Origin of the sequence: Streptomyces netropsis (assembly GCF_014203545.1) — a bacterium.
GTDB lineage: Bacteria > Actinomycetota > Actinomycetes > Streptomycetales > Streptomycetaceae > Streptomyces > Streptomyces netropsis.
Map to the genome: position 1 here is coordinate 257304 of NZ_JACHJG010000006.1, position 14496 is coordinate 271799.

Annotated in this window: 12 protein-coding genes; 5 read left to right on the forward strand and 7 right to left on the reverse strand. The window is 71.3% G+C overall.

From position 1 onward, the window contains the following. The first annotated feature begins 11 nt into the window (after nt 1–11). Both FHS38_RS16780 and FHS38_RS16785 read left to right on the forward strand, forming a co-directional pair. Nucleotides 12–824: an SDR family NAD(P)-dependent oxidoreductase gene (locus FHS38_RS16780; RefSeq protein WP_184734373.1), complete on the forward strand. Its 813-nt coding sequence runs from the start codon at nt 12–14 to the stop codon at nt 822–824. Between the two features lie 96 nt (nt 825–920). Continuing rightward, nucleotides 921–2522: an amidase family protein gene (locus tag FHS38_RS16785; RefSeq protein WP_184734374.1), complete on the forward strand. Its 1602-nt coding sequence runs from the start codon at nt 921–923 to the stop codon at nt 2520–2522. Here the strand turns inward: FHS38_RS16785 and FHS38_RS16790 are convergent. Next, nucleotides 2489–4141 carry an APC family permease gene (locus tag FHS38_RS16790; RefSeq protein WP_184734375.1) on the reverse strand — a complete coding sequence of 551 codons (1653 nt, stop codon included), beginning with the start codon at nt 4139–4141 and terminating at the stop codon, nt 2489–2491. The genes FHS38_RS16785 and FHS38_RS16790 overlap by 34 nt on opposite strands. A 450-nt stretch (nt 4142–4591) precedes the next feature. Continuing rightward, on the reverse strand, nt 4592–5554 hold the full coding sequence (locus FHS38_RS16795; RefSeq protein WP_229821983.1) for a GDSL-type esterase/lipase family protein: 963 nt from the start codon (nt 5552–5554) through the stop codon (nt 4592–4594). A gap of 152 nt (nt 5555–5706) precedes the next feature. Between FHS38_RS16795 and FHS38_RS16800 the strand changes: the two genes are divergently transcribed. Then, nucleotides 5707–6057, forward strand: coding sequence for a hypothetical protein (locus FHS38_RS16800; RefSeq protein ID WP_184734376.1), 351 nt, complete (start codon nt 5707–5709; stop codon nt 6055–6057). A gap of 81 nt (nt 6058–6138) precedes the next feature. On the opposite strand, the gene FHS38_RS16805 is transcribed toward FHS38_RS16800, so the two are convergent. Beyond that, nucleotides 6139–6849 carry a DUF6585 family protein gene (locus tag FHS38_RS16805; protein WP_229821984.1) on the reverse strand — a complete coding sequence of 237 codons (711 nt, stop codon included), beginning with the start codon at nt 6847–6849 and terminating at the stop codon, nt 6139–6141. Further along, nucleotides 6846–7916 carry an AfsR/SARP family transcriptional regulator gene (locus FHS38_RS16810; RefSeq protein ID WP_184734377.1) on the reverse strand — a complete coding sequence of 357 codons (1071 nt, stop codon included), beginning with the start codon at nt 7914–7916 and terminating at the stop codon, nt 6846–6848. The genes FHS38_RS16805 and FHS38_RS16810 overlap by 4 nt, the downstream gene beginning before the upstream one ends. Before the next feature lie 213 nt (nt 7917–8129). Between FHS38_RS16810 and FHS38_RS16815 the strand changes: the two genes are divergently transcribed. Next, entirely contained in the window at nt 8130–10418 is a 2289-nt protein-coding gene (locus tag FHS38_RS16815) for an NACHT domain-containing protein (protein ID WP_221495069.1), read from the forward strand. 69 nt (nt 10419–10487) lie between these two features. Here FHS38_RS16815 and FHS38_RS16820 read toward each other — a convergent pair whose 3' ends face one another. The 3 genes from FHS38_RS16820 to FHS38_RS16830 are packed head-to-tail and all read right to left on the reverse strand — an operon-like array spanning nt 10488 to nt 12849. After that, a complete protein-coding gene (locus FHS38_RS16820; RefSeq protein WP_184734379.1) occupies nt 10488–11687 on the reverse strand; it encodes a beta-ketoacyl-[acyl-carrier-protein] synthase family protein in 1200 nt (399 codons plus the stop codon). Nucleotides 11688–11716: 29 nt separating this feature from the next. Beyond that, a complete protein-coding gene (locus FHS38_RS16825; protein WP_184734380.1) occupies nt 11717–11986 on the reverse strand; it encodes an acyl carrier protein in 270 nt (89 codons plus the stop codon). A gap of 23 nt (nt 11987–12009) precedes the next feature. Continuing rightward, on the reverse strand, nt 12010–12849 hold the full coding sequence (locus FHS38_RS16830) for a class I SAM-dependent methyltransferase (protein ID WP_184734381.1): 840 nt from the start codon (nt 12847–12849) through the stop codon (nt 12010–12012). A 281-nt stretch (nt 12850–13130) separates the two neighbouring features. Here FHS38_RS16830 and FHS38_RS16835 point away from each other — a divergent pair, with 281 nt between their 5' ends. Further along, nucleotides 13131–14474 carry a condensation domain-containing protein gene (locus tag FHS38_RS16835; protein ID WP_184734382.1) on the forward strand — a complete coding sequence of 448 codons (1344 nt, stop codon included), beginning with the start codon at nt 13131–13133 and terminating at the stop codon, nt 14472–14474. The last annotated feature ends 22 nt before the right edge of the window (nt 14475–14496 follow it).

A 14496-nucleotide genomic window follows, 5' to 3' on the forward strand; every position in this document is an offset into this window, starting at 1 on the left:
GCTGGACATCGATGAGCCTGGAACTCACCGACCGCGTGGTCATGGTCACCGGAGCGGGCAGCGGGATCGGACGGGCGGCGGCCCGGCTGTTCGCGCGGCTCGGCGCGCGCGTGGTCCTGGTGGGCCGCACCGCGGAGACCCTGCGGGAGTCGGCCGCCGGCCTGCCGCCGGAGGCCCACCTCGTGGCGCCCTGTGACGTGGCCGACCCCGAGCAGGTGGAAGCCCGCGTCGCCGACACGATCGCCCGGTTCGGCCGACTGGACGGGGCCTTCAACAACGCGGGCACCTTCGGCGCGTTCGGCCCGCTGCACGAGGACACCCCCGCCAACTTCGACAGCGTCGTCGCCACCAACCTCCGCGGCGTCTGGGCGTGCGTACGCGGCCAGACCCGGGCCATGCTGACCACGGGCGGCGGCTCCATCGTGAACTGCGCGTCGGTGGCCGGGCACATCGGCCACGCCCAGAGCCCGGTGTACTCGGCGACCAAGCACGCCGTCATCGGCCTGAGCAAATCAGCGGCGCTGCAGTACGCGGGCGACGGCATCCGGGTCAACGTGGTCAGCCCCGGATCCACCGACACACTGATGCTCCGCGACCTCTACACCGACCCCGGCAAACTGGCCCAGCGGGCCAACCGGGCCCCGCTGGGCCGCCTCGGCACCTGCGAGGAGGTGGCCAACGCGGCCGCCTGGCTGATCAGTCCGCTGTCCGGATACGTCACGGGCCAGACCATCGTCGTCGACGGCGGCGTCACGGCCGGCTCGGCCGCACCCCGGAACGACCGTCCCAGCGATCGCCCGGAGGAAGGAGAGGGCCGCTCGTAGCCGTGCTCCGCGTGTGACGCACCGACGCTGCGTACCAAGGGTGGTGCGGCCGGGGCACCCTTGCGCCGGACACCGGCGTGTAGTGCCCTGATTCCCATGGGGAAGAGGAGAACTGCCGCACCGATCGTCGCGCTGGTCGTAGGGGCTGCCTTGACGGGCGCGCCGGGTCCCCGTGCGCAAGCCGGGGAACCTGGCACCGGCGGTCCGCCGCCGCTCGGTTCGCCCCGGACGCCAGAAGTCGATCTCGATACGGCGACGATCCCGGAGCTGCAACTCCGCATGGCGACCGGAACGTTGACCTCGTCGGCGCTGACCACCGCCTACCTACGGCGGATCGAGACCGTCGATCCCCGGATCCATGCGGTCCTGCGCACCGACACGACTGCCCTGCGCCAGGCGGCTGCCAGTGACGCCAGGCATCGTCGCGGCGAGACCCGCAGCCCGCTCGACGGCATCCCCGTTCTGCTGAAGGACAACGTGAACACCCGCGGCATGCCGACCACGGCCGGGTCGCTGGCGCTGGCCGGGAGCCCGCCGGACACCGACGCCGCCCTGGTGACCCGGCTGCGGGACGCGGGAGCGGTGATCCTGGGCAAGACCAACCTGTCCGAGTGGGCGAACTTCCGTGCGGCGAAACCGACCTCGGGGTGGTCGGCGGTGGGCGGGCAGACCAACAATCCGTATGTACTGGACCGGAACCCGTGCGGTTCGTCCTCCGGATCGGCCGCCGCGCTCGCCGCGTCGTTGTCACAGGTGGCGATCGGCACCGAGACCGACGGCTCCATCGTGTGCCCGGCCGGGATGAACGGGGTGGTCGGCCACAAGCCCAGCCTCGGGCTCGTCAGCCGAGCCGGCGTGGTGCCGATCTCCGCCGAACAGGACACCGCGGGGCCCATGGCACGCCATGTGATCGATGCCGCGCTCACGCTGTCCGTGCTCAGCGGTGGGGAGGTCCCGGCCGCCGGCGGCTCGCTCGGCGTTGCGGGCCGGCCGGGACACCCCGGTGGTCTGCGCGGTCGGCGGATCGGCCTGTGGCGCCTGCCGTCGCTCGGGCCGCAGGTGGACGCCCTGACGATCCGGACGGCGGAGAGGCTGCGCGGGGCGGGTGCCGAGGTCGTCGAGGTCACGCCCCCGTATCAGGAGCGACTCGCCGAACTCGAGTTCCCGGCGTTGCTGAGCGAGTTCCACCGGGACATCGACCGATACCTCGCCTCACGCACCGGGCCCCGCAACCTCGCTGAATTGATCGAGTTCAACCGTACCCACCCGGCGGAGCGGGCCTGCTTCGCCGGCCAGGAGCTGTTCGAGCAAGCCCTCGCCGCGCCTCCTACCACCAGCCCGGAGTACCGGGCGGTGCGTGCCGAGCTGACGGATCTGTCCCGGCGTTCGATCGACGAGACCATGGCCGCCCACCGCCTGGACGCCATCGCCTCGCCGACGAACCCGCCGGCCTGGACGACCGACTGCGCGCGCGGCGACAACGACGTGATCCCCTCCTCCACCCCGGCGGCCGTGGCCGGCTACCCGTCGTTGTCCGTGCCCGCCGGATTCGTGAACGAGCTGCCTGTCGGCCTGCTCCTCATGGCAGGCGACCACCAGGACGGCCGGCTGCTGTCGCTGGGGGCCGCGGTGGAGCACCGGCTGAACGCCTGGCGAGCGCCGCGCTACCTGCCGACGGCCCCGGCGGGCTCGGGGTGACGCTGCCCGGGCACGGGCCCGGCGGTGGCGTCGGGTACCGGGTCGGGGTGCGGCAGGCCCGCGCGGTGGGCCTGGACGCCGGCGCGAACGGCCCAGAAGTAGAAGCCGAGGGCGGAAAGGGCGACCAGGGTGATGTCCAGGCCGCCGGGGATCACCCCGTGGCCGCCGAACTCGGAGCTGCCGAGAGCGGACAGCAGCGCCATCCACGGCAGGAACGCGGCCATCCACCAGGCCGGCGCGAACTGCCGGCGCAGGCTGGTCTCGCCCTGGCGGCGCAGCACCACGGCGGCGATGGGCACGGAGATCAGGGTGAGCAGGGCGACCTTGCCGGTGTTGGGCCACTTCGACCAGTACAGGGCGCAGGCGGCGAACGCGAAGGTGACGGGGCAGAGCACCCGGGCCGCGGGGAGCCGGAAGGGGCGGGGGAGGTCGGGCTTGGTCTGCCGGAAGACGCCGACCGCGATCGGTCCCATGAGGTAGGAGACGACCATCGCGGCGGAGACGACGCTGGCCAGGGCCTCCCAGCTGTGGCCGACGGTGAGCAGGAGCAGTACGGAGAAACCGAGGTTCAGCCACATGGCGGGGCGGGCGACGCCGTAGCGGGGGTGCACCTCGGCGATCTTCTTGGGGAAGAAGCCGGTCTCGGCGAGGTTCTGTGCCAGGTACGCGGCCGAGGCGACGTTGCCGATGTTGGCACCGTTCGGCGAGATGAAGGCGCCGAACTGGAGCATGGTGACCACCCAGTGCAGCATCAGCAGCTTGGCGAGGTCGGCGAACGGCGACGCGAAGTTCACCCCGCTCCAGCCCCCGGCCTCGGCGAGCCGCTCCGGCGGTACGGCGCCGAGGAAGGCGACCTGGAGGGCGAGGTAGATGACCAGGCCGAGGGAGAGCGCGCCGACGAGGGCGAGCGGGATGGCCCGGCCCGGGTTCTTGGCGGCGCCGCCGAGGTTGACGACGGCCTGGAAGCCGTTGAAGGCGAAGACGACGCCCGAGGCGGAGACAGCGGTGAGCACGGCGGACCAGCCGTTGGGGGCGAAGCCGCCGTGCGCGGTGAAGTTACCGGTGTGGAAGCCGGACGCGATGAGCGCACCGACCGCGAGGACGGGGATGGCGAACTTGACCAGGGTCAGGAGGTTGTTGGCCCGCGCCAGCAGCTCGACCGACCAGTAGCAGGCCAGCCACAGCGCGACGCTCAGGAACAGCGCCATCGCCATGCCCGTGCCGGTCAGCCGGCCGTCGGCGACCAGTTCCCGGGCCCAGCCGAAGCTCCACGACGACATGTACTGGGTTCCGGCGATGGCCTCGATGGGAATCAGCGAGGCGGTCGCGATCCACACCGCCCAGCCGGTCATGAAGCCCAGCACCGGGCCGTGCGAGATGGAGCCGAACCGGGCCATGGCGCCCGGCAGCGGGTAGGCGGCACCGACCTCGGCGTACGTCATGGCGATCATGCCGATGAAGACGGCGCCGATCACCCAGGCGACCAGCGCGGCGGGCCCGGCGACCTGAGCCGCCTGACCGGCCCCGAAGAGCCAGCCCGATCCGAAGATCGACCCCAGCCCGATCATTATCAGGGCGAAGAGGCTGAGGCCCTTTCGATTGGCCGCGCTCATATCCACGACGTGCTTTCCGTTCTGTCTGGAGACCGAGGGGGCGCCTCTACGCGCCTCTCGGTCATCCGGCAGCCGAACCTGCTCCGTCGGCGCGCGCCGACCGGCGACACCGTCTGCCGGGCTGGGCGGAAGCCATCGCCTGCACCGGGTGCGGTCCCATGGCCTTCACCGAGATCGGCCCCCGGGAACGGACACCGGGCGCGGCACGAAGAGCCGGGAGGATCCGTGAACAAGATCGACGGTTGTCCGGGCTCGATGACGACGGGATGGCCGAGGACGCAATAGCGACGCCGGACATATTACGACACGCGGCAATGGCCGTCCGACGCCCCACACGTCAATGCGGCCGGCGCCGTGGCACGGTCCGCCACGAGCGGCATACGCACATCGAGGAGAGTGCGTACGCGCTCGGGCCGCGGCGGGCCGTGTACCGCCGCACTGCCCCCTTGCCGCACCTCAGCGACTGAGAGCGCTGAGGTGCCGATGGAGCACCTGGTGCCCTTCCGGGTCGGGGTGCAGGCCGTCGACGAGCAGGTCGGTCTTCTCACACAGCGGCTCCCACATGTCGAGGTAGTCGACGTGGTTCTCGTCGCACCAGACGCGCAGGGATTCGTGCAGGGCCAGCGCTCGCGCCCGGGTGAATCTCAGGCCCTCGTAGTCGCGGGTGCGTTCTTCATCGAGCCATGTCGGCCCCGCGACGACGAGCCGCGCTTGGTGGCCGAGTGCCGTGGCAGCCAGCGAGCCGAGACTGTCCGCGATGCGGGCCAGCCAGTCGCCCTGGGCCTGTGGGGCACCGAGCGGCAGGGCGGAGTCGTTGATACCGGCGGCGACAAGAAGGGTGTCGGGGCGGCGAGGAGCCAGCAGCGCGGGTGTCTGCTCACTGACATCGGTCAGGGTGCTGCCGGGGATGGCCAGGTTGAAGACCCGGTGGTCGGCCTCGTTCCCGGCGATGTGGGTAGCCGCCAGGCGGGCTGCCCATCCGCCGTGCGGATCACAGCGGCCGTAGGCGATGCTGTCGCCCACGATCACGATGCGCGCTGCCGCGCGCAGCGGTTTCGCGTCCAGGTAGGCCCAGGCGCTTTCCCCGGAGGTGAGGAGCACCCGCCGGCGGGCGTAGTCGTCGACTTCGTAGGCGTCGACTGCGGCGAGTTCCCGGTCGGTGAGGCGCAGGACGGCGCCCTCGACCACGGAGCCGATCCTGCACTCCAGGGTCAGGTGTACGTCGAGGCCGCTGGCGGCGATCACGGACGGGTCGGTGATCGGCAGGGGCCTGGTCGTATAGCCGACCAGCGAGGCCGAAGAGCTGGGCACGGCTCGGCCGAAGAGAGCGGTCTGGACCCGCTCGTCCATCAGCGTGCCGAAGGAGAACAGGGTGTGGGGGCGTGCCTCGGTCACGGTGAGCCGCAGGCCTTTCTTCAAGGAATGATCACATCACCCTAACGGGCGACACGGGCCGCCGGACCGGCCCTCCCGGCCCGCCCCCGCGTCGACGACGTCGGCCCGCTCGCGCCGTCGCCGACGCCGACCGGGGCGGGCAACCCTCAAGATCACGACATCGTAGGCTCAAGATCATGCACACGACCTTGTCCGAACACGCCCGATGTCTCTACGGCGACGAGTTTCGGCCCGTGCCCGCGTGCGACCGCGAGCACGAGGAGCACTACTTCGTCGAAGAACTGACCTTCGCCGACGCCGACTCGATCCTCTCCATGCTGCGGGAGCTGGGCCCCCACATGGTGGAGAGCCGGCTCCCCCAGTGGGTCCGCAACCTCGCCTACCGGCTGCTGCTCCTCCAGCGTCCCGACGATCCGACGTTGATGCGGGAGGCGGCCGACAGTCTCTACCTCCACGGCCCCGTCTGGGACGACATCGCGGCAGACCTGCGCCGACGGGCCGACGCCCTGGAAGCGGCCCCCACCTGATCCCACCCCGGCTCCGGCGGACCACAGCAACCGGGGTGCGAGGAAACAGCCCCCCGGGCTCCGCCCCGGGGCCGCAGGAGGTCAGCGCACGCCGTCCGGCCCGAGACGCTCGACGAGCGCGCGGAGGACGAAGACGTTCGGGATCTCGGACACCTCGGAGCCCAGCCCCTGCCACGTCCCGTCGACGTCGAGCTCGATGGCTCCCTGCCGGATCCGCAGGTGCCGGACCTGCGGCCATCGCACGCCAACCTCTCCGTACCCGACCTTCTCCCCGGTCAGCCAGATGCCGCCGAAGTGCAGGCGCTCACCCTGGTCAAGTGCCGCCAGCGCCTGGGGCAGTTGGGCGCGGATGACGCCCCGCTGGATCTCGGATCGCCATGCCGCCGCGTCGCCGTACTCCGGCAGGCCGCGCAGTTCGACCCGCTCCCCGTCGACGTCGGTGAGGGTGTAGACGGTGTCGACGCGGGCCGAGTCGTGTGCGGTGCCCGTCCGGAATACGGAGGTGGTGTCGTAGCGGACGACGTGGATCCGCCCCTGGACGGCCACCGTCATGCCGTGCACGTACAGGTCCAGTCGCGCGTCGTCACGCACTTTCGGCGCGGACGTCCTGCCGTATCCGACGAAGGTCAGCAGACCCCGGATCCCCCGGTTCCACAGGGCCTTCGCGTGTGCCGTGTGCGCGGCCCCCGCGTAGGTGGCACGCCGCTTGCCGAGGTGCCAGCGGCCGGCCGCCGCCGAGATCCTCGCCAGCAGCAGTTCCTCGTTGCGCGTATGCCGCGTGGGTCCGGTCACTTGGTGGTTCCGGTGAGGTCGCGGCAGGCTTCGTCCCCGCGGAGAATCATGTGGTGCGTCCGCCGCAGCACTCGGCCCGGAGAGACCCCCAGGTCATCGGCCAGACGGCGGCGGGTGCGGTCGAACACGGTCAAGGCGTCGGCCTGCCGACCGCTCAGGTACAGCGCGCGCATGAGCATCGCGGCGACCGGTTCGTTCAGGGGCTGCGCCACGGTCAAGGCCGACAGCTCGGCGATCGCTTCGCAATGCTGGCCCAGCCGCAGTTGCCAGTCGAGCTTCCGCTGCACGAGGACGATCCTGCGCGTGGTGAGCCGCAGCCGCTCCAGCTCGGCCAACGGCCCGGGCAGGCCGGCCAGGGGCTCACCACGGAACAGGTCGAGCGCCTGTGAGCAGGCACGGACCGCCTCGGTCAGTTCACCCGCCCGCTCGGCGGTGCCGGCCTCGGTGACCAGTTCCTCCACACGCGCCACGTCCACGGTGACCGCGCCGGGGAGCAGCCGGTAGCCGCACCGGTCGCGCTCGATCGCCGGGTCCGGGCTGCCTCCCCCGCCAAGGATCTTGCGCAGCCGGTAGATGTACACCGGCACCACGTTCGTGCTCGGCGGCTCCTCCCCCCACACCCCGTCGAGCAGTTCCTGCCGGCTGACCGTCCGGCCCAGGCACAGCGCCAGCGCCGTCAGCACGGCTTGCTGGCGCAGATGCCCCAGGTCCAGGGGCTGTCCGTCGCGCCATGCCCGCAGTGGTCCGAGCACCGATATGCGCAACCGTGGTGCGGGCATGTGGCGGGTGGCCGTCGACGGCACCGGGCGCGGCACCTGTCTGCGGGGGCCGCGGCCGGGGGCGACCAGGCCGCAGTCGAAGGCGTGGACGATGGCGGCGGCCCGATCACGCAGTCCGAGTGTGCCGAGGATCCGTGCGAGGTGTCCGGCCACGGTGTCCTCGGGGATGGCGAGGGCGGCGGCGATCTCGTCGTCCCTCAGGCCACAGCCGACCGCGTAGAGCACCTCGCGCTCCTGGTGCCTGAGCGTGGTGACGGTCGGCTGGGCGGTGGTCGCGGTGATCGGCATCGTGGCTCCCCGGGTCCGGGCTGCTTCCTGCGGCGAATGCCGTCGACGCTGGCCCCGGCGGCGGAAAACGGACAGGCCAGAAGACCGGCCGTATCCGGCCGGTGGCCGCGCTAGAGTCCCCCACCTGGGGAAACGACATATCCAAGGGGGAGGCCGTGACCTGTGGCCAGTGAGTTCAGCGCGCTCTTAAAGCGGCTGCGGCACGACGCGGGAATGACTCAGGAGACCCTGGCAGAAAGCGCGGGAGTGGGCGTGCGCACCATCCGCGGACTGGAGACCGGCGAGCGCACCGACCCCCGGGTGACCACGGTGCGGCTGCTGGCCGACGCACTCGGGCTGGCACCGGAGGACCGTGAGGAGCTGTTGGCCGCCGCCATCCGCCGGACCGGGCACGAGGGCCGGGCGGACGACTCGACCGACCACGTCCGACCGGCCGCGGGGCAGCCGGTCTCGGTGTTCCAGGAAACCCTGGCCGACATCGGCGAGCAGCTCGCGCAGACGGTGGCTGCCCGCTGGCAGCGCGAGGAGGAGCACCGGCAGGTCCACGACCCCTACCCGCTGCCGGTGGGCTGGCGGTCGGCTCCCGAGGAGCTGACCGACCACTGGGCCAACATCCACTGTCTGCCCGCCGGGGTCAGCCACGGTCCGCTGGACCTGAGCGGGCGCCTGGACGAGATCGTGGGCGTGTACCGGCGGATCCCGTCCGGGCGGCTGGTGGTGCTGGGCCGGCCCGGCTCCGGGAAGACGATCCTCGCCGTGCGGTTCGTCCTGGACTACCTGAAGTCGAGGGCCCGCACCGATGCCGTACCAGTGATCTTCAGTATCGGCTCGTGGGATCCCACCGCCATCACGTTCCGGGACTGGCTGACGAGGCAGCTGACACGCGATCACCCCGGTCTCGCCGCGCCGGGACCCGCCGGGACGAGCCTCGCCGCCGCACTGGTCGAGAGCAGCCGGGTGCTCCCCGTGCTGGACGGCTTCGACGAGATCGCCGGCGGTCTGCGCCGCCCCGCGCTGGAGGCACTCAACGCCACCGCCCTGCCCCTCCTGCTGACGAGCCGGCCGTCCGAGTACGCCGCCGCGGTGGCGGAGACCGACGTGCTCACCTCCGCCGCGGCGGTGAATCTGACCGATCTCACCCCGGGCGACCTGGCCGACTACCTGCCGCGCACCACGCGCAAGGCCCGCGGCGGGGACCCCGCGAGGACCGCCTGGGACCCCGTGCTGAGCGAGCTGCGTGAGCGACCGCGCAGCCAGGCCGGTGCCAACCTCGCCGCGGTGCTCACCACCCCGCTGATGGTCGCTCTCGCCCGCGCCGTCTACAGCGACACCCCCGGCCACGACCCGGTGTCGCTCCTGGACACCCGGCGATTCGGCAGCCCCGGGGAGTTGGAGGAGCACCTTCTCGACAATTTCGTCGCCGCCGTCTACCGCCCCCGGCCGGAACACCGGCCGGGCAGTGGTCCGCGTCGCGGCGTCGACGCGGAACGCGCCCGGTACTGGCTCGGCTATCTCGCCCACCACCTGACCCGGCTCGACACCCCCAACCTGGAGTGGTGGCGGCTCGGTTCGGGGCTGCGCCGCTCCACGCGCACGCTGGTGACCGCGCTGATGATCTGTCTGGTCACCGGGCTCGTCGACTGTGTGGTCGGCACCCTCTTCGACTCCCTCGGATTCCAGCTCGCGGACGGGCTGGCCGTGGGGATCGTCGCCGGGCTCATGTTCGGGATCACGTACTGGTTCATGGTGGCGGCCAAGAACGCGGCGGTGGCGCCGTCCGGCGTGCGCGTGAAGATGTCCGGCAGGGCCGGGAAGGCCGCGCGGAGGACCGTCCCCCGGCTCGTGATCGGATTGCTGGGCGGGCTCGTCTTCGGCTTCGGCTACGGCTTCGTACGCGGGGTGCACAACGGCGTCATCCGTCACGTCGGGCTTCCGGCCGCCCTGCACACCGGTCTCTGCGACGGCATCATCTACGGACTTGCGTTCGCGCTGGCGGCCGGTCCCAGCTTCGGCCTGCTGAGCCTCCTCGAAACGCCCCTCGACATCCGGTCCGCCATCAATCCGGTCGGTCTCCTGCGCACCAACTTCCGGACGGTCGTCACTCAGCTCCTCGTCTGGGCCCCCACTTTCGGAATCCTGGTCGGCTTCGGGGCCGAGCTGGTGACCGGCCTCTCATCGGACCTCCTGGGACCGATCGTCTGGAGCACCACGTCCTCGTTCAAGCTCGGCCTCATCAGCGGGCTCGGCGGCGCACTCAGCTATGCCCTCGGCCTGACGGCCTGGGGCCAGTGGGTGGTGTTCTCCCGGATCTGGCTGCCGCTGACCGGCCAGCTGCCCTGGTCCGTCGTCACCTTCCTGGAGGACGCCTATCAGCGGGGTGTTCTCCGCCAGGCAGGCGCGGTCTACCAGTTCCGCCACGCCCGCCTCCAGGACCACCTGGCCCGCACCTACCGGGCACCCCGGCAGTCGACCGGGCCGGGCGGCGTCGCTCCCCCTCGCTGACGGCGCCGCCACTCGGCTTTCGGCCCGGGGTGGACGGGGCACTGGTGGGAGTGCGACCGCTCGGTGCGGTCACGCGGCGCCGAACACGACCGCCGAGTTCTGGCCGCCGAATCCGAAGTTCTGCTTGATGGCGACGTTGATCGAGGCGGGTCGGCCCACGAGCGGGGTGTAGTCCAAGTCGCAGTCGGGGTCGGGGTTGTCCAGGTTCGCGGTGGGCGGCACATACTTCTCGCGCATGGCGAGCAGCACGCCGACGCTCTCCAACACCCCGCACGCGCCGCAGGCGTGGCCGATGACCGACTTGGGCGCCGTGATCGCCACATGTCGCGCGTGCGAGCCGAACGCGCGCTTGATGGCCGCCGTTTCCGCCCGGTCGTTGAGCGGTGTCGACGTTCCGTGCGCACTGACCAGGTCGACGGCAGTGGGGTCGAGGCGGGCGTCGGCGCAGGCCAGCTCGATCGTCCTGGCCGCAATCGCGCCGTCCGGCCGGGGAGCCAGGGCGTGGTGGGCGTCGCAGGTGGACGCGGCGCCGAGCACCTCGCCGTGCACGGTCGCGCCGCGACGCAGCGCGGATCGCTCGGACTCCAGCACGAGCACGGCGGCGCCCTCGGCCGGCACCATGCCGTCGCGGTCGCGGTCGAACGGCCGGGACGCGCGCACCGCCTCGGCCGCGGGTCGCCTAGAGAGCGCGTCCAGCAAGCAGAACGACGCCAGGCTCGGCAGGTCCAGCCAGCTCTCCACGCCGCCGACGAGGACCACGTCGGCGATGCCGTCACGCACCGCGCGCAGGCCGGCTCCGATGGCGTCCGTCGAGGATGCGCAGGCGGTCGAGATGGTGAGCACCGGGCCGGTGATGTCCAGTTCCTGGGCGACGAGCCCGGCAGCCTGGTTGGGCAACAGCCGGAGCAGGCCGAGCCGGTTCATCCGTGACCACCCCTCCTGGCGCAGGACGGTCACGAGTTGCGCGGTCTCGTCGAGCCCACCGCCGCCGGTGCCGACGTACAGCGCCCCCGGCGCCGTGCGCAGCCTCGCGTCCTCCCGTGCCTTCATCGCCGCGGAGAACAACAACTGCTGAAAGCGTGAGGTACGGCGGACCTGTTGGGTGGACATGTGCTCCCGGGGGTCGAACCCCTTGACCGCGCCACCGACCTGGCACGGCAGCGGTTGCTCGAGTTCCAGCGCCGAGATCGCGGGGCGTCCCGCGGACAGGGCGTCCCACAACTCGTCCGGTGTGGCGCCCGCGCACGACTCGACGCCGATGCCGGTCACCAGCACACGATGGCGCGGCGCCTCGGACATCACAGCGCCCCCGACATCGCGTCGGCCACGTCTCCGACCGTGCGCAGATCGGCGATCCTGATACCGGTGTCCGCCAGCTCGACCCCGAATTCCCGCTCCAGCACGGCGATGAGCTCGAGCGCCTCCATGGAATCGAGACCCAACACCGGCTGGCCGGGATCAGCGGCGTAGAACAGGGCCGAGTGGCGGGTGATTTCCGATGGGGATTCACCCAGGTCCGGCCGGATTTCGACAATAGCCTGGGTCACCACGTGCAAAGCCTCGGTCATGATGAATTCCTTTCCGATGTTTTTCACGGCCGGATCGCGGAGAAGTACACACAGCGCCGCGTGATCGTGAACGGGGCGCGCTCGTATTGCTGTTCCATCGTCTCGGTGAGCAGTTCCGCAGCGGTATGCCGGTCGATCCCGGGTAGCGCGGCGGCGGCGAACATCGGGGTCGAGCACAATGCGGCGAGAAAGCGCGGGCCGAGGGTGAACGCCCGCTCGGTGGTGACCACGCCGGTGAAGCCGCCCGCGTCGAGGGCAGCCTGATAGTCCCCGGCACTCCTGCGCAGCCCAGAGGGCCGGCCGACGGCCGACCGGACCAGCGGGAGCCCGCGCGACCGGGCGACACGGCGGGCCGTGCCGACCAACTCGGCGTACAGGGGCAGGTCGGCCGCGGTTTCCGCGCCCGAGTAGAAGGCCGAGTTGAACACCAGGCGTCCGCCTCCGGCGAGAACCTGTCCGATCGCGGTGAGCGCCTCGTCGAGGTCCGGGACGAGATGAATGCAGTTGGCCAGCACGACCGTGTCGAAGGCGTCCGGCGGGAACAACCGGGAGACGGAGGACGCGTCTCCCCCGACGAATCGGGCCCGGTCGCCCAGGCGGGCCTGTGCCGCGTCGAGCAGGGCCGGTTCGGGATCGACGCCGACCAGGGACATGGCCGGGTCGCGCAGCAGCAGTTGCTCGCTGACGGCTCCGTCTCCGCACCCCAGGTCGAGGACGGCCGGCCCGGAGCCGACCGGGACCAGGTCGAGCAGCGCGCGGTTCAACTCGGCGTATTCCGGGTCGCGACGCAGCGCGGCATAGTCCATGGACGGTTCCATATCGCCCACGACCCGGGAGGATTCGGTGTCTGCTCGTGCGTTCATGAATTGACCTTCCAGCGTCGGCCAATGAATCGGCGCAGTTACGGAATGAATGACGGGAGCAGAAGCTACCAGCGCACCCGAAGAGCAACAAGAGGGTTGTTCCCCCGTACCGACGCCCCGATCTGCGTGACCAGCGAACACCTCTCGATTTCATCTTTGTTTCATCGCGACCGGATAGCTTCGGCCCGCCGCACCGAGGCGTCATAAGGAGAGCATCGTGATGGTGATTCAAGACCGGCGTCGTACTTTGTCGATGCGGTGAGACATTGAAGTTCACAGAATTGGGTGACAGCAGGGTTCCCGCCGGCCGACTGGTGTTCTGGACACCGACCGCCGCCGCCTCGGCCTGGGCGGACGACCCACGAGCGCCCGCGCTCGTCCACGAGCACCATGTGCGTGCCGCGGCCGCGCGGGGACCACGGCATGTCGATCCGGCATGGGTCGGGGTGTCGTTCGGCGTGGGCCGGGTCAGCCGGCACCAGGTCGGTTCCGCGTTCTCGTCCTGGGTGCGCGGACACGAACACCTGCGGAGCAGACTGGTGCCGGCCCGTGAGCGCTGCGTACGCCGCACGCTCCCCGCGAGCGCGGTCACGCTGCGACGGGAGGACATCGGCGACTTCGCCGACGGCGCCTCGGTCCGACGACAGATCGAGGCCTTCTTCGACCGCGGCGCGGGACCGTTGGGCTGGCCGCAGGTGGTCTTCGCAACGGTCGAGGGCGCAGGCGGGGTGACGGTGTTCGCGGGGGCGGATCACGGCATCGTGGACGGCTACACGCTCGCCATGATCCCGGGGCAGATCCGCGGCCTCCTGGCAGGCCGCGCCGAGAACATACCCGGGCTGACCTTCCTGGACTTCGGTGCCGAGGAGCGGAGCCTGGTCGACCGGCTGCCGATGGGGCCTGAACACACGGACCACTGGCGGACCCTGCTCTGCGAAACCCACGACAAGACACCCGCTTTCCCCCTGCCGCTCGGCGCGTCCGAGGTGCCGCTCACGCAGCGCAGCGCCTACCGCTGGCTTCTCGACGGACCGGCGACCACCAGGTTCGCCGCCGCGTCGCGCGCAGGCGGAGGCACCACCGCCGCAGGGCTGCTCGCCTGCCTCGCGCTCGGTGCGGCGAAGGTCGCGGGTGAGCGACATCTGTCCGTGGTGAGTCTGGCCAACACCCGGCCCGACCAGTGGCGAGCGGCCCCGGGCTGGTTCGTCGGCCTGCACCCGGTGCGGATCCCGACGGCTCCCGGGGCGGCCTTCACCGACACCCTCGCCTTCGCCGCCGCCGAACTGCGCCGCCGCAGACCGGGGCCGGGCAATTCGCTGCCGCACATCAGCCAGGTGCTGCGCAGGGAGATCCACCCCCGGTTCGTCGTGTCCTATCTCGATGTACGCCGGGTGGTGGGCACCCCGCCGCAGCAGGAAGACATGATGCTGCGCAGCCGAATCCACAGCCCGGCCGAGGTGTACGTGTGGCTGACCAGGAGCGACCGCGGCGTGCACGTGTCGACGCGCTTCCCCGACACGGCCGTGGCGCGCGCGAACGTCGAACGCTTCGTTCTGGCCGCCGCGCACGCCGCCGTCGGCGTCGCGGACGGCCATCGGGCCGAAGCGGTGCCGACGCCCGTCTAGCCGACCGCTCAATGGAGGAGGA